Raw genomic sequence first — 18,628 nt, forward strand, 5'->3', positions numbered from 1 at the left:
GCTTACGGTAGGAACGATCGACCAAATAGTCAAGCTTTACTATTCAGGCTTGACCATGACAGCGGCGGCTCTCAGGCATTCATCTGATCGTTCGGGCCGCCCCACACATCGAGCTCACCGGTTTCGATGCGCTCCAACGTCTTTCGCGACCAGTTCAGATCCGCCCTGAGGTGGTCGGCGGACAGGCGCATCGCGTCGGCAACGTGGTGCGGCTCGGCCTCGGCGGGATTACCACTACCGGCCAAGATCCGGTCCACCTCCCGCTCGGTGAAGACCAGCTCGGCCTCGAACTTGAGAATCCGGCTGTTCAACGCGGCGATGACTTCCTCACGCGGCGCCGCCGGAAACAGCGCGACCGCGGCGAAGTACGGATTCTTCGGCTGTTCGGCGGAGAACAGCGACTCACGCAGCATCTCGCCGAACTCCTTCTCACCCTCACTGGTGAGCCGATACGTGGTCCGCTCCGGCCGCGCCCCGTCCTGCGCAACCCCCTCGATCGCGATCAGCCCGTCACGCTGCAACGTATTCAGCGCCCCATAGATCGACCCCGGCTTCACATTCGCCCAATCATCGGCATGCCAGGACAGCAGCTCACGCCGAACGTCATACCCGTGCACCGGTTGCAGCAGCCGGACGATGGCGAGCACCAGCATCCGGGTGGTAGGAACAGCCATACTCGCAGGCTATCGCACCCGCAGCGCCTCCTTGGAACACGTTCCCACACAACCGGTTCCAGCTGACCGGAGACTCGAACCCAAATATCGGAGCGACCACCGACACCGACTATTGATCACCGGCAGCGATCAGTCCCGGCGGTCCACAAAGTTGGGATCTACAGTGATTGTTCCGGTCAGCCGCCAAACACCACGCTCGAATATCAGATCGCCTGAAACGACAATTGGCTGCTTGCTCTGATGCGCACGAATTGCCCACGCATATTCCTCGCCCGCCAGCGGGACATGGACCTTTCGCGGACGGCCGTCTACATGTGTAGACAGCACGATACTGCTGGCTTCCTGGTCCTCGTCACCCGAATCGTCTCGATTAAGCGTACGAACTGTGCCGAGTAGCGTCATATAACGCGGCGGCTCCTCGCGCCGAACCAACCGTTCCCGTACGCGGGGCAGACCTGCCATTGCATTGCGATCGACGATGATTCGCGAAGTACCGACGTCGGGGCGCGGCTCAGCGGCCGCCCAATCGAACGACAGCTCCAATGCGCGTAGCATTTCCGGCTGGGTGAGCTCCTGCACCGACTCCACCAAACTTGCGCTCAAGCCCAGCTGTCCGGCCCGGTCCAGTGCACCTTCGTCCCAATCGAGGGCAAGCTGTCGTGTCGACTGCAAACCCGTGGCCAGCGTTGTCATCACCTTGCGCGGAAAAGGCACAGCGGGCGAACCATCCTCGTGTGACGGCAGAACTTCACCGAGTCGAGTTACGACAGTGAATACGAAACTGCCCCGTTTCGTGTGCCCCAGCCGGATGTCGTCTTCGAGAAATTCGGTGACAATGGCCGACCTCCTGCCGCGGTGCGAATGAGTTGGATCATCAGCGGTTGTAGCGGCGGCCCGCATCATCGTAAACAGTGCTTCCAGAGTCTTCTCGGCTTGTCGAAAGGGGATTGTCCCATCCGTCATTTCCTGGTCGAGTCGCACGAAGAAAAGATCGGCACGTGCCGCGACGATACGCTCGGCCAGCTGCCCGGGATTCCAATCATAAATGGTGGCGAGAGCTTGCAGCGTGTCACGAAAACGCACGGAGAAGTCCGCGTAGTCAGTAGCCAACGGCAGCATTACCCGGCCAAGCGGACCGTCCGCGCCCGGCAGCCGCCAGATCTCTCTGACGTCTTGGTCCCGGGCCTCGAGCTGCCAATCGTGGCTCGCGAGGTACTGGGACACGGCGGGCGGCGACAAAGTGGACGCGATCTCCTGGAGACCGTCGAGCGGGACCTCTTTCACCACTGACCTCCTTCGCCGATAGCCTGCATGATGCCTTTAAGGCTGCTCACATCAAACAGGTTGCTCCTGGGCAGATGGACCGTCTTGCTGGCCTTACCATCCTCGATCGCGCCGAGTTCTCTCGCATGCTGCCAGTACATTCGGCTCGAACTGCTCAACCCTGCTTCAGAGAGGTCCAGTAGTTGGTCAGGATCCTCAGGGACGAGCAGGACGCCGAGCAGTGCCGGGGCGAACCGTTTCGGGTTTACCAGCTTGAGAAACCGATCGCGCTCCAGCGACCATGCCAGGTGTTCGGCTCCGAGCAGCCGCTGCTGTGTCGTGCACTTGAGCTGCATCTCGAACTCAGGGCAGTAGTACCGCACATACTCAGCTGACGCAATCGTGATGTCGACTCCGTCATAGTCGGTCAGATGACTCTGATGGAACAGCCCGCGGCAGCGGCAACCATATGCATGAAGGCGAGGCTGAACTGTTCCTGTCGAGCGGTCATCGGCAGACCGCCGTCCAGGGCTGATGACACCGAGCCCAGGGGCATACTCCCGCTGCCGTCGACGTCCACCATGCAACCCCTCCCCTGATTCCCCAGAATATGCACCCCGTGGCGCCCCACGGAGACAATAGCTGCCTTGGTCCGCCCGTCACCCGGCAACGAAAAAGGTGGCCCCGACTGAACTTCCAGCCGAGGCCACCAATTATCGCGCGAAGCGAGCGATCAGCCCTTGTGGGACTTGACCGCTTCGGTCAGCTGCGGGGCGACGTTGAACAGGTCGCCGACGATGCCGTAGTCCGCGATCTCGAAGATCGGGGCCTCTTCGTCCTTGTTGACCGCGACGATGGTCTTCGAGGTCTGCATGCCTGCCCGGTGCTGGATGGCGCCGGAGATGCCGAGGGCGATGTAGAGCTGCGGCGAGACCGTCTTACCGGTCTGGCCGACCTGGAACTGGCCCGGGTAGTAGCCCGAGTCGACCGCGGCACGCGAGGCGCCGACGGCGGCACCGAGCGAGTCGGCCAGTTCCTCGACGACCGAGAACTTCTCGGCGGAACCGACACCGCGACCACCGGAGACGACGATGTTCGCCTCGGTGAGCTCGGGACGGTCGCCACCGACGATCGGCTCGCGGGCGGTCACCTTGACGACGCCGTCTTCCTGCGCGGGCACCTCGACGGTGACCTTCTCGCCGGCGCCGGCCTGCGCGGACGCCTCGATGGCGCCAGGGCGCACCGAGATCACCGGCACGTCGCCGGTGGCCTTGGCGTCGACGGTGAACGCGCCACCGAAGATGGAGTGCACGGCGGTGCCGTCGGCCTTCACGTCGATCACGTCGATCAGCAGGCCGGAGCCGATGCGGGCGGCGAGGCGGCCCGACACCTCCTTGCCTTCGGCCGAGGCGGCGACGATAACGGCGGCCGGGGAGACCTGCTCGGTCAGCGCGGCGAGCACGTCGATCTTCGGGGTGAGCAGGTAGTTCTCCACGTCGTCGGACTCGGCGATGTAGATCTTCTCCGCACCGGCCGCGGCCAGCGCGTCGGCCAGCTTCTCGCCGGTGCCCGCGGTGCCGAGCACGACGGCAGCCGGCTCGCCCAGGTTGCGGGCGGCGGTCAGGAGCTCGGTGCTGACCTTCTTGATCGCACCGTCCGCGTGCTCGATGAGCACAAGTACTTCAGCCATTTGTGTTCTCTCCTAAGCAGATCGGCGGGATCAGATGATCTTCTGACCGACGAGGTACTGGGCGATCTTGGTGCCGCCGTCGCCCTCGTCCGCGATCTTCTCGCCCGCGGTGCGCGGCGGCTTCGGGGTGGCTCCGGTGACGGTGGTGCCCGCGTTCGCGACACCGACGGTCGACGGGTCGACGCCCAGATCGGCCAGCGTGAAGGTCTGCACTTCCTTCTTCTTCGCGGCCATGATGCCCTTGAAGGACGGGAAGCGCGGCTCGTTGATCTTCTCGGTCACGCTGACGATGGCCGGGAGGGTGGCCTCCAGCTTGAAGACGCCATCATCGGTCTCGCGCTCGCCGGTGACCTTGTCGCCGTCGATGGTGAGCTTGCGCAGGTGAGTGAGCTGCGGCAGGCCGAGGTACTCGGCGATGATCGCGGGGACCGCACCGGCGCGACCGTCGGTCGCCTCGTTGCCCGCGATGACCAGCTCGACACCTTCGACCTGGCCGAGCGCGCTCGCCAGCACCCAGGCGGTCTGCACGGCGTCGGAGCCGTGGATCGCCGGGTCGTTGATGTGGATGGCCTTGTCGGCGCCCATGGACAGCGCCTTGCGGATGGCCTCGGTGGCCCGGTCCGGACCGGCGGCCAGCACGGTGACCTCGCCGCCCTGGGCCTCCTTGATCAGCAGCGCTTCTTCGACGGCGCGCTCGTTGATCTCGTCGAGGACGGCGTCGGCGGCTTCGCGATCGAGGGTGTAGTCACCATCGGTCAGCTTGCGCTCGGACCAGGTGTCGGGAACCTGCTTGATGAGTACGACGATGTTCGGCATCGGTCTTCGTCGACCTCCTGTTCTGGTTACACGTATGGAGTGGTCGCACAGGCGGCGCCGTACGTCCGTGTGAGTAGCTCAGGGCGTGACACTACCCTACGTTAAGTTACCCGTGGGTAACTTAGCCGCTTCTCTCTCATAACGCCAGACCCAGCGATATCGTGCCGGGCTGGAGCACCCCTGCCGAACGGTCCATCTGGACTGGTAGCGGCATCCCGGTGACCGGGTGCGGGTATCCCGCAAACACTCAGTGCCAGTAACGTCGGAACGCATGAGCGAGCGAAGCGAGCGAGCAATAGACACAGCCGAGCACTCGCTCGTGACGGAGCCGAGCGCCAGCGAGGTGGAGTCATGAGCGAGGCTGTGATCCCTGCCGCAGTGGACGAACCGACGGGCATGACCGGCGCCCCGGAAGCGACCATCGGCGCCGTCGAACCGCTGCCGTTGACCGGCGAACGGACCGTCCCCGGCATCGCCGAGGAGAACTACTGGTTCCGCAGACACGAGATCGCCTACGCCCGCCTGCTCGAGCGTTGCGCCGGAAAAACCGTGCTGGAGGCCGGATCCGGCGAGGGCTACGGCGCGGACATGATCGCCTCGGTGGCCACCAAGATCACCGGCGTCGACTACGACACCGGCGCGGTCGAGCACGTGCGCGCAAAGTACCCGCGGGTAGACATGATCCAGGGCAACCTCGCGGCACTGCCGCTCGATGACGCATCGGTCGACGTCGTGGTGAACTTCCAAGTGATCGAACATCTTTGGGATCAGGGCCAGTTCCTCCGGGAGTGCCTGCGGGTGCTTCGCCCCGGTGGCGAGCTGCTGATCAGCACGCCTAACCGGATCACCTTCTCGCCCGGTCGCGATACCCCGCTCAACCCATTCCACACCCGCGAACTGAGCGCCGCCGAGCTCGCCGAACTGCTGGTCGACGCGGGCTTCGAGGTGGCGCAGATGACCGGCGTGCACCACGGCGCGAGCCTGAAAGCGTTGGACGCCAAGCACGGTGGATCGTTCATCGACGCGCAGATCGAGCGGGCGCTGGCCGGCGAGCCGTGGCCCGCCGAGCTCACCGCCGACGTCGCGGCCGTCACCATCGACGACTTCACTCTGATCGCCGAGGACATCGATGCGAGCCTCGATCTGGTCGCCATCGCGGTGAAGCCTTGAGCAACGAGGCTGTTCCCGGCCAGTTCACCCTGGTCTTGCACTCCCATCTGCCCTGGCTGGCGCACCACGGCCGCTGGCCGGTCGGCGAGGAATGGCTCTACCAATCCTGGGCGGCCTCTTACCTTCCGGTCGCCGAGGTGTTGAGAACCCTTGCTGCCGAAGGGCATTCACATCTGCTGAGTCTCGGCATCACGCCGGTGCTCGCGGCCCAGCTCGACGACCCGCACTGCCTGTCCGGCATGCACCACTGGCTCGGCAACTGGCAGCTGCGCGCCGACGAGGCGGCGATGGCAGGCAACGTCGCCCTCGGCGGGCACGAACATCGTTTGGCCACAGCGGCTTTGGCGGATTTCGAGGAACGCTGGCGGCACGGCGCCGCGCCGGTCTGGCGCGAGCTCATCGACGCCGAAACGATCGAATTGCTCGGCGGGCCGCTCGCCCATCCGTTCCAGCCGCTGCTCGAGCCGCGGCTGCGCCAGTTCCAGCTCGCCGAGGGGCTGAGCGACGCGCAACATCGCTGGGGTCACACACCCACCGGCATCTGGGCCCCGGAATGTGGCTACACGCCGGGCATGGAGGTCGGCTACGCCGCCGCGGGCGTGACCCATTTCATGGTCGACGGGCCCGCGCTGCGCGGCGACACCACCCTCGGACGGCCGGTTCGCGAGTCCGATGTGGTCGCGTTCGGGCGTGATCTGCAGGTGAGCTATCGGGTCTGGTCGCCGAAATCGGGCTACCCGGGCCAGAGTGCCTACCGTGACTTTCATCACTACGACCATGCGACGGGTCTCAAACCGTCCCGGGTCACCGGCAAGACGGTGGCCGGTCCGGACAAGGCGCCCTACGACCCGGAACTCGCGGCCGCGGCGATCGGTCGCGACGTCGACGACTTCGTGCAAACGGTGCGCGAGCGACTGATCAGCGAATCCGAGCGGATCGGCAGGCCCGCCCTGGTGGTCGCCGCGTTCGACACGGAATTGTTCGGTCACTGGTGGCACGAGGGACCGCAGTGGTTGGCCCAGGTGTTGCGGGCGCTGCCCGAAGCGGGCGTCACCCTCGGCACGCTGGCCGACGCGCGGGAACGCGGATTCGTCGGGGAGCCGGTGCCATTGGCCGATTCGTCCTGGGGCTCGGGCAAGGACTGGCGGGTCTGGGCCGGGGATCAGGTACAGGACCTGGTCGAACTCAACGACGACATCGTGCGGCTCACCCTCGACACGATCGACAAGATGCGCGCCGTCGACGGTGCGACCGCGCTGCGCGACAACGTCGCCGACCAGTTGCTGCGGGAAGCCATCCTCACCGTGTCCAGCGACTGGGCGTTCATGGTCAGCAAGGACTCCGCCGCGGGCTACGCGCGCGACCGCGCGCACCGGCACGCGCACGCCGTGCGGGAGATCGCGGCCGCCGTCGGAGCGGGTCAACTCGCGAAAGCACAGCAGTTGGCGGCAGGATGGGGGGCGGCTGACGGACTCTTCCCCGGTGTGGACGCGCGACGACTCGGGAGCGCCGGGTCCGGAGGAAGCTTCGCCGCGGCTGCCGAGCACGCCGCGTCCAGCGCAGAAGGACATGCATGAAGATCTTGATGGTGTCGTGGGAATACCCGCCGGTCGTGGTCGGCGGGTTGGGCAGGCATGTGCATCACCTGGCGACCGAGCTGGCCGTTGCGGGCCACGAGGTGGTCGTGCTGGCACGCCGCCCCTCCGGCACCGACTCCTCGACCCATCCCACCCACTCCTTCATCGCCGAGGGTGTGCTGGTGGTCGCGGTCGCGGAGGACCCGCCGTGCTTCGACTTCGGCGAGGACATGCTGGCCTGGACGCTGGCCATGGGGCACGCGATGGTGCGCGCCGGTATCGCGCTCGGCAAGCCGGGCATCGGTGACGGCTGGGCGCCCGACGTGGTGCACGCGCACGATTGGCTGGTCGCGCACCCCGGTATCGCGCTGGCCGAGTACTACGACGTGCCGCTGGTGTCGACCATTCATGCCACCGAGGCCGGACGGCACAGCGGCTGGGTCGCGGGCAAGGTCAACCGGCAGGTGCATTCCGTCGAGTGGTGGCTCGCCAACGAATCCGACGCGCTGATCACCTGCTCGGCCTCGATGCAAGACGAAGTGGAGCGGCTCTACGGCCCAGAGCGGGTGCCGATGACGGTGATCCGCAACGGAATCGACGTGGGCGCCTGGACATTTCGGCCCCGCTCGCCGCGCACCGGCCCGCCGCGGCTGTTGTATGTCGGCAGACTCGAGTACGAGAAGGGCGTGCAGGACGCGATCGCCGCGCTGCCGCGCATCCGCCGCGCGCACCCCGGCACCACGCTCACCGTCGCCGGCATCGGCACCCAGTTCGAGTGGTTGCGCGAGCGCGCCCGCGTGCACCGGGTGGCTCGCGCGGTGCACTTCGCCGGCCAACTCGACCACTCCGAACTGCTCAGCTGGCTACACGGCGCCGACGCCATCGTGCTGCCCAGCCGCTACGAACCCTTCGGGATCGTCGCACTGGAGGCGGCCGCCGCGGGCACCCCGCTGATCACCTCCACCGCAGGTGGACTCGGCGAGGCCGTCATCGACGGCGTCACCGGCGCCTCGTTCGCCCCCGCCGACGTCGACGGCCTCGTCGACGCCGCCCGCGCCACCCTCGACGACCCCGTCGCCGCGCAGGACCGCGCCTACGCCGCCCGCGAACGCCTCACCGCCGATTTCGCCTGGGACGTAGTGGCCGCCGAAACCGCCCAGGTCTACCACTCCGCAAAACGCCGCGTCCGCAACCCCCTCGGCCGCCCGACCATCATCGAGCGCCCCCTCCCCGAGCGCGACCCGAAGTAGTTCACCGCCTGAGCCGAGCCGCGCACGAATCAGTCCCCCGCGCACAGTTTCGCTGACAATTACGTACGCAGCAGCACAATTCACACGCAGCGAACGAAAAGCCCCGCGCCAAGCCGGGCCGCTCCAGAGTCAGCGCTGACGTCGCGCGCGTCCCGTCCAGCCGCGCACGTCCCATCCAGTCGCGCACGTCCCATCCCGCCGCGCACGAGATCGCTGGCCAAACCGTGCGCAGCAGAACAATCCATGCGCAGCGTGGTAAACAGCGCCACGCTGAGCGAGTCTCAGCGTCCGCAGCCCCTCACCAACACCGCGTACGTTTCATCCCGCCGCGCACGAGATCGCTAGCCAAACCGTGCGCAGCAGAACAATCCATGCGCAGCAGGTAATCGCACCGCGCTAAGCCGGTCTTCATCCGGGCCACCCCCACTGTCAGCACAGACGCCGCGCACGTTTCAGTACGCGGCGTACGAAATTGTCGGCAATTCTGTGCGCGACAGAACAATCTGTGCGCGGCGAACAAACAGCGGCGCGCGATCGCGCGTTCACGGCAGCCAACGTTCACGAATCGTTCCGCAGCGGACGCCGCGACCCGTCCAGCGGACGCCGCGCACGATTTCTCTTGGTGCGCGCGGAATTGCTGGCTAATCTGCGCGCGCGACGCCAAAATGTGCGCGGGGCAACGTTATCCACAGGCGGGTGGTTGTGCACAGGGGGTACTTTTCGGAGGTTGGGGCCGTGGGCGGGAGCGCACTATGGGCGGATGGAGGCCTTACCGGTACAGCGACGCGAGGCGTTGGCGAAAGGATTCAGCGATGCCGAGTTGCGGCGATTGACTGCTCAATGCAGTTGGCTCCGGCTACGGCCGGGATCGTATGTGCTACCTGAGGCATACGAGGCGATGGATCGGGAAGCGCGCTACAAGGTGCTGGTCCGGGCGACCGCGGGACATCTGTCGGTACCGGCGGCGATCAGTCACCAGTCCTCGGCCGCGGTTCACGGTTTGCCTCTGTGGGGGTTGCCGCTCGATCGAGTGCACGTGACCCGGCATCGCAGTAGCGGTGGGCATCGCGGCAAGCACCTGCATGTGCACTGCGCTCCGGTCCGGGATGAGGACGTCACCCAAGTCGGATCACTACTCGTCCTTTCGCCGGCGCGCACAATTGCCGACATCGCACGGACGGTCGGATTGCAGGAAGCAGTGGCGATCGGCGATGCGGCCGGGCGGCAGTTCGGACTAGGTCACGAATCCTTTTGCCAAGCACTGACTTACGCTGCGGGCCGTCCCGGCTACCGTGCCGCGCTGCGCGCTATCGGGCTGCTAGACGGACGCAGTGAAAGTATCGGCGAGTCGCGGAGTCGGGTCGTCCTCAGCGACCTCGACCTACCCGTACCCGAACTTCAAACGACAATCCTCGACGACGCAGGTAGGTTCGTCGCGCGTGTCGACTTCTGCTTCGAAGACCTGGGCATCATCGGCGAATTCGACGGCAAGGTGAAGTACGGCGGGGAACTGAACCCAGAGGAAAGCCCCGCAAGAACCCTCTACCGCGAAAAACTGCGCGAGGATCACCTTCGCGATCTCGGCTGGGAGGTCGTCCGCTGGACCTGGCCAGACCTGGACACCCCCACCATTCTCGACACCCGATTCCGTCGCGCTATCGCCCGCACCGCCCACCGCCCACGCCCTGTCGGCTCAACCATCCATATGCCGCGCACCAATTAGCCCGGCACGCACGAAATCGTCGGCAATTTCTTGCGCGCCGTCCTATTTCCTGCGCGGCAGGCCAACTCTCGAACCGCAGCTCACAACGCAATCGAGCCTCCGCACGCCCCAGCAGTCCAGGTACGAGGCGCGGCAAAGCGTCGCCTTCTGCCCCGACACAGGTTCCACGCTGCCGCGCACTCTTTGGCGGGCTGCGCACAATAAAGCCAACTGATTCGTGCGCGGCGCAACAGGACGTGCGCGCGAGGCGAGGAGAGCTACGGGGGTCAGCGCTCAGGCTTGAAGACGAACAGTTCGCCGATGCGGGTGGCGACGATGACTTCGCCCTGCGCGCCGATGGAGGTGCCGGTGGTGCTGCCGTGCGCGCCCGGCAGGACATCGGAGTCGATGGTCGTGCCGGTCTTGGTGTCGAAGGTGATGAGGTTCAGGCCCTCGCCGATCGCCGCGGCGGTGTAGCCGGTGCCGCCCGCCGTCTGCACCGGGGTGCCGCGCAGGTCGAGGTCCTTACGCGCCCAGGCGATTTCCGGCGCGTCACCCTTGTCGCGCAGCGCGAGCAGGTAGCCCTCGTCGCCGGACGGGATGATCAGGCCGTCGCTGGACACCGAAATGCCGCCGCGCGGCGTCCATTCCAGCGGCTGCACCCATTTGGTGCGCCCGTCGGCGGCGTCGACGGCGATCAGCCGGTTGGTGTTGTCGCCCACGTAGACGGTCTTGCCGTCGGGCGACAGGGTCGGGCTGGTCGCGCTGCCGCCGAACAGCAGGTCGGCGCTCCACTCCTGCTGGATCTTGTTGTCCGCGTAGCGGAGTGCGACGAGCGCGGCGGTCGGCTGACCAGGCTTCCATACCGTGACGAAGAAGCGTCCGGTCGCGGTGTCGAGGGCCGAGATGTTCGCGACCGGGCACTGCGGTTCGCCGACGCGGCACTGGTCCAGGCCCTGACCGGCGTCCGGCCAGGTGAGGTTCGGGTTGTCCAGGAAGTCCGGCTGGCCGAGCAACTGCACGGTGGAGACGACGCGCTGGCCGGTCTGCCGGGAGAGCACGTCGACCTGACCGGATTGGGTGACCGTCAACAGGTTTCCGTCGCCGGTGAACTGCGCCGAGACCGGCGCGCCCGCCACCGTGGTGCGCCACCTCGGCTGTCCGAGGTAGTTGAAGGAGATCACCGCGCCGACGTTGTCTTTGTCGTCGCCGACATAGACATTCGTCATGCCGTCCACCACCGACGGTGTCGCGATCGCGGTCGGGCCGAGCCCACTGCAGAAACGCTTGCGCCCGGTCAGCATCTGGAAGGAGTAGAGGGTGCAGCTCGGCGTGTTCGTGGTCAGGAACATCTGCCCGTCCGGGCCGATGGTGACCGGTTCGGCGATCGGCCCGCCGATCGGGCGCGACCAGCTCAACGCGATCTTCTTGGCGCCGACCACCGGGCTGCTGCCACCGTTGCGCCCGTCGTGATACGCCGCAGGCCAGCCCTTACCGGGGCCGACCGCGATGTCGTCGACATCGGTGCCGCATCCGGCCAACGCCAGCGCACCGACCGCGGCCAGCGACGCAACTACCCGCAGCCGGGACGGTCGCCACATGGAACTAGCCAGTACGCCACTTCGCACCTGCTGCACTCCTGTCGTCGTTTCCGCTCGCACGAGACTAAAGCGTGCCGACCCACCGCTCTGGAGCGACCCGGTTCGGGTGTACGCGTGTGGATTCGGGGGCGCCGCCCGCGGCGCAGCAGTCACTGTACGGTAGGGGCTCGCGCGAGTGTACGAGTCCTGCCATTGCGGTCCGCGCGCGTGCGCGGTCCGTGCCCGGATCGGGTCCGAGCGCGCCCGTTATGCTCTACCCGTCGCCGTCGAGGTGGCGACGAGCCGTTGGACCACGACAGGAGAGCCGTTCGTGACGAGCATGTGGGGCGCACCGTTGCGCTCGCGCTGGCGGGGATCGCGCCGCCGGGATCCGCAGCAGGCGCGCTTTCTGACCGCGGCGTCGCTGCGCTGGATGCTCGCGAACCGGGCCTACACGCCCTGGTATCTGGTGCGCTACTACCGGTTGCTCAAGTTCCGGCTGGCCAACCCGCACATCGTGTTGCGCGGCATGGTCTTCCTCGGCAAGCGGGTGGAGGTGCACGCGACTCCCGAGCTGGGCCGGATGGAGATCGGCCGCTGGGTGCATATCGGCGACGGCAACGCCATTCGCTGCCACGAGGGTTCGCTGCGCATCGGCGACAAGGTGGTGTTCGGCAAGGACAACGTCGTCAACACCTACCTCGACATCGAGATCGGCGAATCCACCCTGGTCGCCGACTGGTGCTACATCTGCGACTTCGACCACAAGATGGACGACATCACCCTGCCGATCAAGGATCAGGGCATCGTGAAGAGTCCCGTCCGGATCGGACCCGACACCTGGATCGCCGCCAAGGTCACGGTGCTGCGCGAGACCCGCGTCGGCCGCGGCTGTGTGCTCGGCGCGCACGCCGTCGTCAAGGGCGAGATCCCGGATTACAGCATCGCCGTCGGCGCACCCGCCAAGGTCGTCAAGAACCGCAAGGCCGCCTGGGAGGCGAGCGCCGAGGAGCGCGCGAAATACCTTGCGGCGCTTGAGGACATCGAGCGTAAAAAGAACGGTGCCAAAACCGCCTGACCCGATGCGCGGCTCGGTCCTGATTCAGCGATGCCAGATCACGGCATCTGTCGGGGGACTTCGGTAGGTTCCCCGATATGAATCGCTATGCCGCACTGTTGCGTGGGATCGCACCCAGCAACCCGAACATGAGCAACGAGAAGTTGCGCGGCGTGTTCGAGAAGCTCGGGTTCGAGAAGGTCGCCTCGGTACTGGCGAGCGGCAATATCGTGTTCCAGAGCGCCGACACCGATGTCAGCGATCTCGAGGATCGAATTCAGCAGGCGCTCAACGCCGAACTCGGCATCGCCGGTGGCACGATCATCCGCAGTTACGAAGAGCTGCAAGCACTGCTGGACTCCGATCCGTTCCCCGGCCTCACCCACGGCCGCGGCACCTATCTCATCGCCACGTTCCTCAAGGAGCGCAAAAAGGTGGCCCGCAAGCTGCCCGACCAGCCCGATCCGCTGGCCCGAGTCGTCGGCTACGACAAGCCGTGCAGCGCCTACCTAGCGGTGATCGACAACAGCGAACCCGGCAAGACCCCGGACTTCATGGCCTGGCTCGAAAAAACCCACGGCAAGAACATCACCACCCGCACCTGGCTCACGGTCCAGCGCGTCGTCAACAAAATGAACCAATAGAGATTCCGACGACTGCCGCGCACGATTCGTTGCGGCGCGCATGAAATTGCCAGCTATTTCGTGCGCGGGAAGCTAATCAGTGCGCGGCGAGGGCACTGGGGCAACGGCGGTGCACAGGAAGACGGTGGGTGTGCGGCCTATTCGGGTGATCACCAGGGTGTAGGGCTGGGTGCCCTGGGGTTTGAGGGTGCGGCGGAGTTTGTCGGGGTCTACGTCTACGCCGCGGACCAGGATTTCCAGGGGGCCGCAGTCGTGGCGGCGGAGTTCGGTGCGGAGGGTTTTTTCGCGGTAGTCGAGGCGGTCGATGATGTGGAAGCCTCGGGTGCCGGGCGGGACGGTGTTGCCGGTGAGGTAGGCGATGCGTGGGTCCAGTTGCCAGAGGGCGTGTTTCGCGGCGTAGTGGCGGACCAGGCCGGCGCGGACGACGGCGCCGTCGGGATCGATGATCCAGTCGCCGGGGTCTTGTTCGGGGATTTCGTCGGGGTCCGCGTCGGTGAGGGTGAAAGATGTTCCGGCCGAGGACGATACGGTCGCGCGGCGGGTGATCCCGGGTTCGGTCAGGCCCGCTGACCACAGGCACGCCTCGCGGACGGCGCCGTCGAGGGAGACGACTTCGATTTCGCCGGACCAGTCGAGTCGATCGAAATCCAGTCCGGGGGCGCACTTTACGGCGATATCGCGGCCAGGATAGGCAGCGAGCAGGTCCGGGAGGGGTGGCTGCAGTTTCGCCGGATCATGGGTGCGCCGCCCGTCGGCTCGTCGCGCGGGATCGGCAATGATCACGGTGTCTCTACTCACCGGCACGAGCGCATCCGCCTTGGCCAGCAGCACATTTCGCGGACGCTGCACGGCGGCGGGGCGAAGCACTCCGGCAAGCTCGGGCGCATCCGGCGATGACAAGCTGTGCGCACTCACCCGCCGACTCGCCCCGCCGTCGAGGTACACCTGCGCTCCGGCGAGGTTGTGCTCGGCCATCGACAACCGCACGTCATCCAAGTCGCTGCCCACCACGACAGTGCACACTCGCGCCAGCTCGGCCAGCTCCGCGCCGATCGAGCAGGTCACGTCGTGTACGGCCCGCCCGGCCAACCGGGCGGCCCGCTGCCGGGCGACCAACGTCGGAGTCGCCTGCTGTAAGGCGTCGTCGGTGAACAACCAGTCCCCCGCGTCGACGAGCTTGGCACCCGCCTTGCGCCGCAGCCGCACCGTTTCGACGAGCGCGGCCGCCCAGCCGCCGTGATCGCGCCGCACCCGTTCCAGATCACGCAGGTGCGAGGCCTGGGACAGCTCCAGCCGGTCCACCTCGGTCAGCGCGGCAGTGCCCGCCGTGCTGCCGAGGAAGGCGACATCGTCTCGACTGAAGCCGTAGCCCACTACTTGGCGGACGAATCCGGCTTCACGCCGGTGATCATCGCGTTGTAGAAGAACTGACGCGGCACCACGCGGCGCATGACGTTCTCGTCCAGCCAGCTCAGCCGCAGCCACGCCTTGTACATGGCCAGCCGGTAGCCCATGGTGAGCTTCTCGTCCGGCACGGCCGCCTCGAAGGTGCGCACCGGCCAGCCCCACAGCGCGGCCGCGAACTCCTCGGTGGTCGCCTTGACGTCGACGGCACCGGCCGAGCTCGCCATCCGCTCCAGGTCGCGTGGGTCGAACGTGTGCAGGTCGACGACCGCCTCGAGCGCCGCGGCCCGGGAGGACTCGTCGAGCTCGGTCTGCGGACGCCGCCATCCGGCCAGCTGCGGCAGCTTGGTGACGGTGGTGGTGGCCTTCCAGGTGGCCCGGCCGAGCCAGCGCGCGTAGAAATTGCCCGCGGTGGTCGGCTCGCCCGCGAAGACGAAGCGCCCGCCCGGCTTGAGCACGCGCAGGCATTCCTTCAGCGCCAGTTCGACATCCGGGATGTGGTGCAGCACCGCGTGGCCACACACCAGATCGAACGTGTCGTCCTCGTACGGGATGGTCTCGGCGTCGGCGACCCGGCCGTCCACGTCGAGGCCGAGGTTCTCGGCGTTGCGCAGCGCGACCTTCACCATGCCCGGCGACAGGTCGGTGACGGAGCCGGACTTGGCCACGCCGCCCTGCATCAGGTTCAGCAGGAAGAAGCCGGTGCCACAGCCGAGTTCGAGGGCCCGGTCGTACGGCAGCGGCGCCGGGCCGACGGCCGCGTCGAACCGGCCGCGGGCATATTCGATGCAGCGTTCGTCATAGGAAATCGACCATTTGTCGTCGTAGGTCTCCGCTTCCCAGTCGTGATAGAGCACCTGGGCGAGCTTCGTATCCTTGCGCGCTGCTTCGACCTCTGCCTCAGTTGCATGCGGGTGAGGCGCGGGGTCGTCGGGACGTACCGTCATGGAGGCCAAGCCTACCCAAACACGCAGATCCGGCCTGCTGTCGGCCCATGGTTTCCGGTCACAGCTGGACCGTTGGCCAGATAGGAACCTGTTCCGATCAGGTGATCTTCGACAAACCGCTGCTCAGACCGTCACAAATCGGACGTCGAAGATCGTGTTCGGGGCACTTCACCGACCGACGAATGCGGCCGATCCCGGGCCGTCGGCGAGGTAGGACTCGGTGCCGATTCGGCGGTCTTCGGTGGCGAACAAATCAGACCATTCGGTCTGTGCGCGGTCGAGGCCATGTGGGCCCGCCTCGAACACCGCCTTCGCGGCGGCGAGGGCGCGGGCCGGACCGTCGGTGAACTGCCGGGCCCAGTTGAGCGCGGCGGTGTACACGTCGTCGGGTGGCACGACCTCGTCGACCAAGCCCAGGGTGCGGGCCTCCTCGGCTTCGACGAAGCGGCCGCTGTAGACGAGGTCCTTGGCGGGGCCCGGTCCGATCAGCAGAGACAGCCTGCGGATCCCGGCGAGCGGGATGAGCCCGGCCTTGATCTGCGGCAGGCCGAGTTTGACGTTGTCGCCGATGATGCGCCGATCCGCGCCGAGCGCGAGCTCGAGGCCGGCGCCGAGGCAGTAGCCGCTGATCGCCGCGACGGTCGGCTGCGGCAGCCGGGCCAGGCAGGCGAGGTCGCGCTGCAGATCGGCGGCCAGCGCGCGCGCCTGGTCTTCGCTCAGTCCGGCCAGCTCGGTCAGATCATCGCCCGCCGAGAAGACGCGCTCGTCGCCGTAGAGCATGACCGCGGCGACGGACGGGTCCGCGGCGACCGTGTCGGCCGCTTCGGCCAGCTCCCGCGCCAGCTGCGCGTTCACCAGGTTCATCGGCGGGCGGGCGATCCGGAGGACGGCGACGCGGCGCGCGGTATCACCCTCGAGCAGATCCAGGGTCACGAATTCGGCCATGGGACGCCACGCTACCGGCCGTCCGGTGGCTCACTTGCGGACGGATCCCTTGAGCCTGCTCGCATCCGGGAGACCGGCGAAGTAGCGCGGACTGTCCGGGAACGTCAGCACCCGCCCGCCGGCGGCCTCGGACAATATCGGCATGATCGGCTCGATCGTCGGCTCGGCGGCGAAAATCTCGGCGGTGGAACCGAATTCACCGAGCGCGTCCAACTGCGACCAGGTGGGCGGCAACAGGATGTCGGTGCCCGCCCGCCAGCGGTCCAGTGCCTCGGCCGGTGTCCGCCACTGCACCTCGGCCGCCTCGGAGGTGGCGCCGTCGGCCAGCTGCCCCGCAGGCAGGACCGCGACGAAGAACCTGGTGTCGTAGCGGCGCGGCTCGACCACCGGGGTGATCCAATTCGCCCACGGCCGAAGCAGATCCGCGCGCAGCACCATTTTCTCCGCGGCGAGGAAACCGGCCAGCGAGAGCTCGCGTCGTTCCAGTTTGCCGCGGGCCTCGCGGTAGCCCGTGGTGTCGGAGACAACGCTGTCCGCGGTCGGACCGGCAAGCAGCACACCGCATTCCTCGAACGTCTCGCGTACGGCGGCGCAGACGAGCGCCTTGGCGCGCGGCTCGGTGGTAGCGAAACGTTCTGCCCACCAAGCGGGTTCGGGCCCGGTCCACTCGATGTCGGCGGTGCCGTCGGCGGGATCTACGCCGCCGCCGGGGAACACCGTCATCCCGGCCGCGAAGGCCATCGCGCCGACCCTGCGCTGCAGAAATATTTCGGGTCCGGCAGCGCCATCGCGCACCAGCATCACCGTCGACGCGTCTTTGGACGACGGACCCGGCTGAGAGTCATCCCGCACTTCTGTCTCACTCACCCCTGCACCCTAACGCGCGCTCGCCCGACCGAAGGCGCCCTTCACCCGCCCACACCAGCCAAAGGCCCCCTTCAGTCGGGACCCGGGCAGCGACCGAAGGTGACCTTTAGTGGGGCGGACGGGGTGAAGGGCGCCTGCGGTCGAGGTGGTGGTCAGCGGGTGCGGTGTTTGCCGGCTCGGCGGGAGCGGCGGGCAAAGTAGCGGCCGTCGACGCGGTCCAGCGCGATGGATTGATGGAAGGCGTCGCTCAGGTTTTCGGAGGTCAGGACGTCGGTGAGTAGACCCTGGGAGACGACTTCGCCTTCGTTGAGTAACAGTCCGTGCGTGAAGCCGGGCGGAATTTCCTCGACGTGATGGGTGACCAGGACGATGGCGGGCGAATCCGGGTCTGCGGCAAGATCGCCGAGCCGCTCCACCAGTTCCTCGCGACCGCCGAGGTCGAGCCCGGCCGCCGGTTCGTCGAGCAGCAACAGCTCCGGGTCGGTCATCAGCGCGCGGGCGATCATCACCCGTTTGCGCTCACCCTCCGACAGCGTGCCGTAGGTGCGGTCCGAAAGATGTTCCGCGCCTAGACTTTCCAGCATGTCGACGGCACGGTCGGTGTCGACATCGTCGTAACGTTCACGCCAGCGGCCGAGCACCGCGTACCCCGCCGACACCACCAGATCGCTGACCTTCTCGTCCTTCGGCACGCGCCCGGCCACCGCGGCGGAGGACAGGCCGATCCGCGGCCGCAGCTCGCTGACGTCGACCTTGCCGAGCACCTCGCCGAGCAGATGGGCGATGCCCGAAGTCGGGTGCATCTCGGCGGCGGCCATGCGGAGCAGCGAGGTCTTGCCCGCGCCGTTGGGGCCGAGCACGACCCAGCGTTCGTCGAGCTCGACCTGCCAGGTCACCGGGCCGACGAGCGTGTGGCCCGAGCGGCGAACGGTGACGTCGGTGAAATCGATGAGCAGATCGGGATCCGGTTGCGGCACGCGGTCCATCTTGGCCCACCCGCCCGGCTACTCGCCAACGCGGGCGGGTCTGAAAAGCGTGTCGC

General features: G+C 67.0%; 18 protein-coding genes. 6 read left to right on the forward strand and 12 right to left on the reverse strand.

Annotated features, from left to right (window positions below; translation table 11 throughout):
* Positions 1-71: 71 nt before the first annotated feature.
* The 6 genes from ACIBK2_RS19895 to ACIBK2_RS19920 all read right to left on the reverse strand — a co-directional run bounded on the left by ACIBK2_RS19895 (position 72) and on the right by ACIBK2_RS19920 (position 4,443).
* A complete protein-coding gene (locus ACIBK2_RS19895) occupies positions 72-674 on the reverse strand; it encodes a PadR family transcriptional regulator (protein WP_396968991.1) in 603 nt (200 codons plus the stop codon).
* A gap of 129 nt (positions 675-803) precedes the next feature.
* Positions 804-1,958, reverse strand: a complete 1,155-nt coding sequence (locus ACIBK2_RS19900) for a hypothetical protein (protein WP_396968992.1) — start codon at positions 1,956-1,958, stop codon at positions 804-806.
* Positions 1,955-2,386 carry a DUF4365 domain-containing protein gene (locus ACIBK2_RS19905; protein ID WP_396969230.1) on the reverse strand — a complete coding sequence of 144 codons (432 nt, stop codon included), beginning with the start codon at positions 2,384-2,386 and terminating at the stop codon, positions 1,955-1,957. Before ACIBK2_RS19905 ends, ACIBK2_RS19900 begins: the two co-directional genes overlap by 4 nt.
* Complete coding sequence (locus ACIBK2_RS19910) at positions 2,365-2,520, reverse strand: hypothetical protein (protein ID WP_396969237.1); 156 nt, start codon at positions 2,518-2,520, stop codon at positions 2,365-2,367. The genes ACIBK2_RS19905 and ACIBK2_RS19910 overlap by 22 nt, the downstream gene beginning before the upstream one ends.
* A gap of 150 nt (positions 2,521-2,670) precedes the next feature.
* Positions 2,671-3,627 (reverse strand): electron transfer flavoprotein subunit alpha/FixB family protein, encoded by a 957-nt coding sequence (locus ACIBK2_RS19915; RefSeq protein ID WP_396968993.1) that lies wholly within the window; start codon positions 3,625-3,627, stop codon positions 2,671-2,673.
* A 30-nt stretch (positions 3,628-3,657) separates the two neighbouring features.
* Positions 3,658-4,443: an electron transfer flavoprotein subunit beta/FixA family protein gene (locus ACIBK2_RS19920; protein ID WP_150405401.1), complete on the reverse strand. Its 786-nt coding sequence runs from the start codon at positions 4,441-4,443 to the stop codon at positions 3,658-3,660.
* 396 nt (positions 4,444-4,839) lie between these two features.
* On the opposite strand from ACIBK2_RS19920, the gene ACIBK2_RS19925 reads away from it, so the two are divergent.
* The 4 genes from ACIBK2_RS19925 (at position 4,840) to ACIBK2_RS19940 (ending at position 10,163) form a co-directional block, all read left to right on the forward strand.
* Positions 4,840-5,613: a class I SAM-dependent methyltransferase gene (locus ACIBK2_RS19925; RefSeq protein ID WP_396969231.1), complete on the forward strand. Its 774-nt coding sequence runs from the start codon at positions 4,840-4,842 to the stop codon at positions 5,611-5,613.
* Entirely contained in the window at positions 5,610-7,190 is a 1,581-nt protein-coding gene (locus ACIBK2_RS19930) for a 1,4-alpha-glucan branching protein domain-containing protein (protein WP_396968994.1), read from the forward strand. Before ACIBK2_RS19925 ends, ACIBK2_RS19930 begins: the two co-directional genes overlap by 4 nt.
* Positions 7,187-8,440 (forward strand): glycosyltransferase family 4 protein, encoded by a 1,254-nt coding sequence (locus ACIBK2_RS19935; protein WP_396968995.1) that lies wholly within the window; start codon positions 7,187-7,189, stop codon positions 8,438-8,440. The genes ACIBK2_RS19930 and ACIBK2_RS19935 overlap by 4 nt, the downstream gene beginning before the upstream one ends.
* 874 nt (positions 8,441-9,314) lie before the next feature.
* Positions 9,315-10,163, forward strand: a complete 849-nt coding sequence (locus tag ACIBK2_RS19940; protein ID WP_396968996.1) for a hypothetical protein — start codon at positions 9,315-9,317, stop codon at positions 10,161-10,163.
* Between the two features lie 266 nt (positions 10,164-10,429).
* Here ACIBK2_RS19940 and ACIBK2_RS19945 read toward each other — a convergent pair whose 3' ends face one another.
* Entirely contained in the window at positions 10,430-11,770 is a 1,341-nt protein-coding gene (locus ACIBK2_RS19945; protein ID WP_396968997.1) for a PQQ-binding-like beta-propeller repeat protein, read from the reverse strand.
* Positions 11,771-12,053: 283 nt separating this feature from the next.
* Here ACIBK2_RS19945 and ACIBK2_RS19950 point away from each other — a divergent pair, with 283 nt between their 5' ends.
* Together ACIBK2_RS19950 and ACIBK2_RS19955 are read left to right on the forward strand one after the other, a co-directional pair.
* Entirely contained in the window at positions 12,054-12,800 is a 747-nt protein-coding gene (locus tag ACIBK2_RS19950; protein WP_396968998.1) for an acyltransferase, read from the forward strand.
* Positions 12,801-12,877: 77 nt separating this feature from the next.
* On the forward strand, positions 12,878-13,423 hold the full coding sequence (locus tag ACIBK2_RS19955) for a DUF1697 domain-containing protein (RefSeq protein WP_396968999.1): 546 nt from the start codon (positions 12,878-12,880) through the stop codon (positions 13,421-13,423).
* A 72-nt stretch (positions 13,424-13,495) separates the two neighbouring features.
* Here ACIBK2_RS19955 and ACIBK2_RS19960 read toward each other — a convergent pair whose 3' ends face one another.
* The 5 genes from ACIBK2_RS19960 to ACIBK2_RS19980 form a co-directional block, all read right to left on the reverse strand.
* Positions 13,496-14,797 carry a class I SAM-dependent methyltransferase gene (locus ACIBK2_RS19960; RefSeq protein ID WP_396969000.1) on the reverse strand — a complete coding sequence of 434 codons (1,302 nt, stop codon included), beginning with the start codon at positions 14,795-14,797 and terminating at the stop codon, positions 13,496-13,498.
* Complete coding sequence (locus tag ACIBK2_RS19965; RefSeq protein ID WP_379287961.1) at positions 14,797-15,774, reverse strand: class I SAM-dependent methyltransferase; 978 nt, start codon at positions 15,772-15,774, stop codon at positions 14,797-14,799. The genes ACIBK2_RS19960 and ACIBK2_RS19965 overlap by 1 nt, the downstream gene beginning before the upstream one ends.
* Positions 15,775-15,942: 168 nt before the next feature.
* Positions 15,943-16,719, reverse strand: a complete 777-nt coding sequence (locus ACIBK2_RS19970) for an enoyl-CoA hydratase-related protein (RefSeq protein WP_396969001.1) — start codon at positions 16,717-16,719, stop codon at positions 15,943-15,945.
* A gap of 30 nt (positions 16,720-16,749) precedes the next feature.
* On the reverse strand, positions 16,750-17,520 hold the full coding sequence (locus ACIBK2_RS19975; RefSeq protein WP_396969232.1) for an NUDIX hydrolase: 771 nt from the start codon (positions 17,518-17,520) through the stop codon (positions 16,750-16,752).
* Between the two features lie 218 nt (positions 17,521-17,738).
* Positions 17,739-18,572 (reverse strand): ABC transporter ATP-binding protein, encoded by an 834-nt coding sequence (locus ACIBK2_RS19980; RefSeq protein ID WP_396969002.1) that lies wholly within the window; start codon positions 18,570-18,572, stop codon positions 17,739-17,741.
* Positions 18,573-18,628 lie beyond the last annotated feature (56 nt).

It is taken from the genome of Nocardia sp. NPDC050175 (genome assembly GCF_044459885.1).
GTDB lineage: Bacteria > Actinomycetota > Actinomycetes > Mycobacteriales > Mycobacteriaceae > Nocardia.

What these genes read in the sequence shown, in the direction of transcription:
- ACIBK2_RS19895 (WP_396968991.1), bottom strand. Translation starts at nt 674, where the DNA reads ATGGCTGTTCCTACCACCCGGATGCTGGTGCTCGCCATCGTCCGGCTG.
- ACIBK2_RS19910 (WP_396969237.1), bottom strand. Translation starts at nt 2,520, where the DNA reads ATGGTGGACGTCGACGGCAGCGGGAGTATGCCCCTGGGCTCGGTGTCA.
- ACIBK2_RS19915 (WP_396968993.1), bottom strand. Translation starts at nt 3,627, where the DNA reads ATGGCTGAAGTACTTGTGCTCATCGAGCACGCGGACGGTGCGATCAAG.
- ACIBK2_RS19920 (WP_150405401.1), bottom strand. Translation starts at nt 4,443, where the DNA reads ATGCCGAACATCGTCGTACTCATCAAGCAGGTTCCCGACACCTGGTCC.
- ACIBK2_RS19925 (WP_396969231.1), top strand. Translation starts at nt 4,840, where the DNA reads ATGACCGGCGCCCCGGAAGCGACCATCGGCGCCGTCGAACCGCTGCCG.
- ACIBK2_RS19935 (WP_396968995.1), top strand. Translation starts at nt 7,187, where the DNA reads ATGAAGATCTTGATGGTGTCGTGGGAATACCCGCCGGTCGTGGTCGGC.
- ACIBK2_RS19955 (WP_396968999.1), top strand. Translation starts at nt 12,878, where the DNA reads ATGAATCGCTATGCCGCACTGTTGCGTGGGATCGCACCCAGCAACCCG.
- ACIBK2_RS19965 (WP_379287961.1), bottom strand. Translation starts at nt 15,774, where the DNA reads ATGACGGTACGTCCCGACGACCCCGCGCCTCACCCGCATGCAACTGAG.
- ACIBK2_RS19970 (WP_396969001.1), bottom strand. Translation starts at nt 16,719, where the DNA reads ATGGCCGAATTCGTGACCCTGGATCTGCTCGAGGGTGATACCGCGCGC.
- ACIBK2_RS19975 (WP_396969232.1), bottom strand. Translation starts at nt 17,520, where the DNA reads ATGCTGGTGCGCGATGGCGCTGCCGGACCCGAAATATTTCTGCAGCGC.
- ACIBK2_RS19980 (WP_396969002.1), bottom strand. Translation starts at nt 18,572, where the DNA reads ATGGACCGCGTGCCGCAACCGGATCCCGATCTGCTCATCGATTTCACC.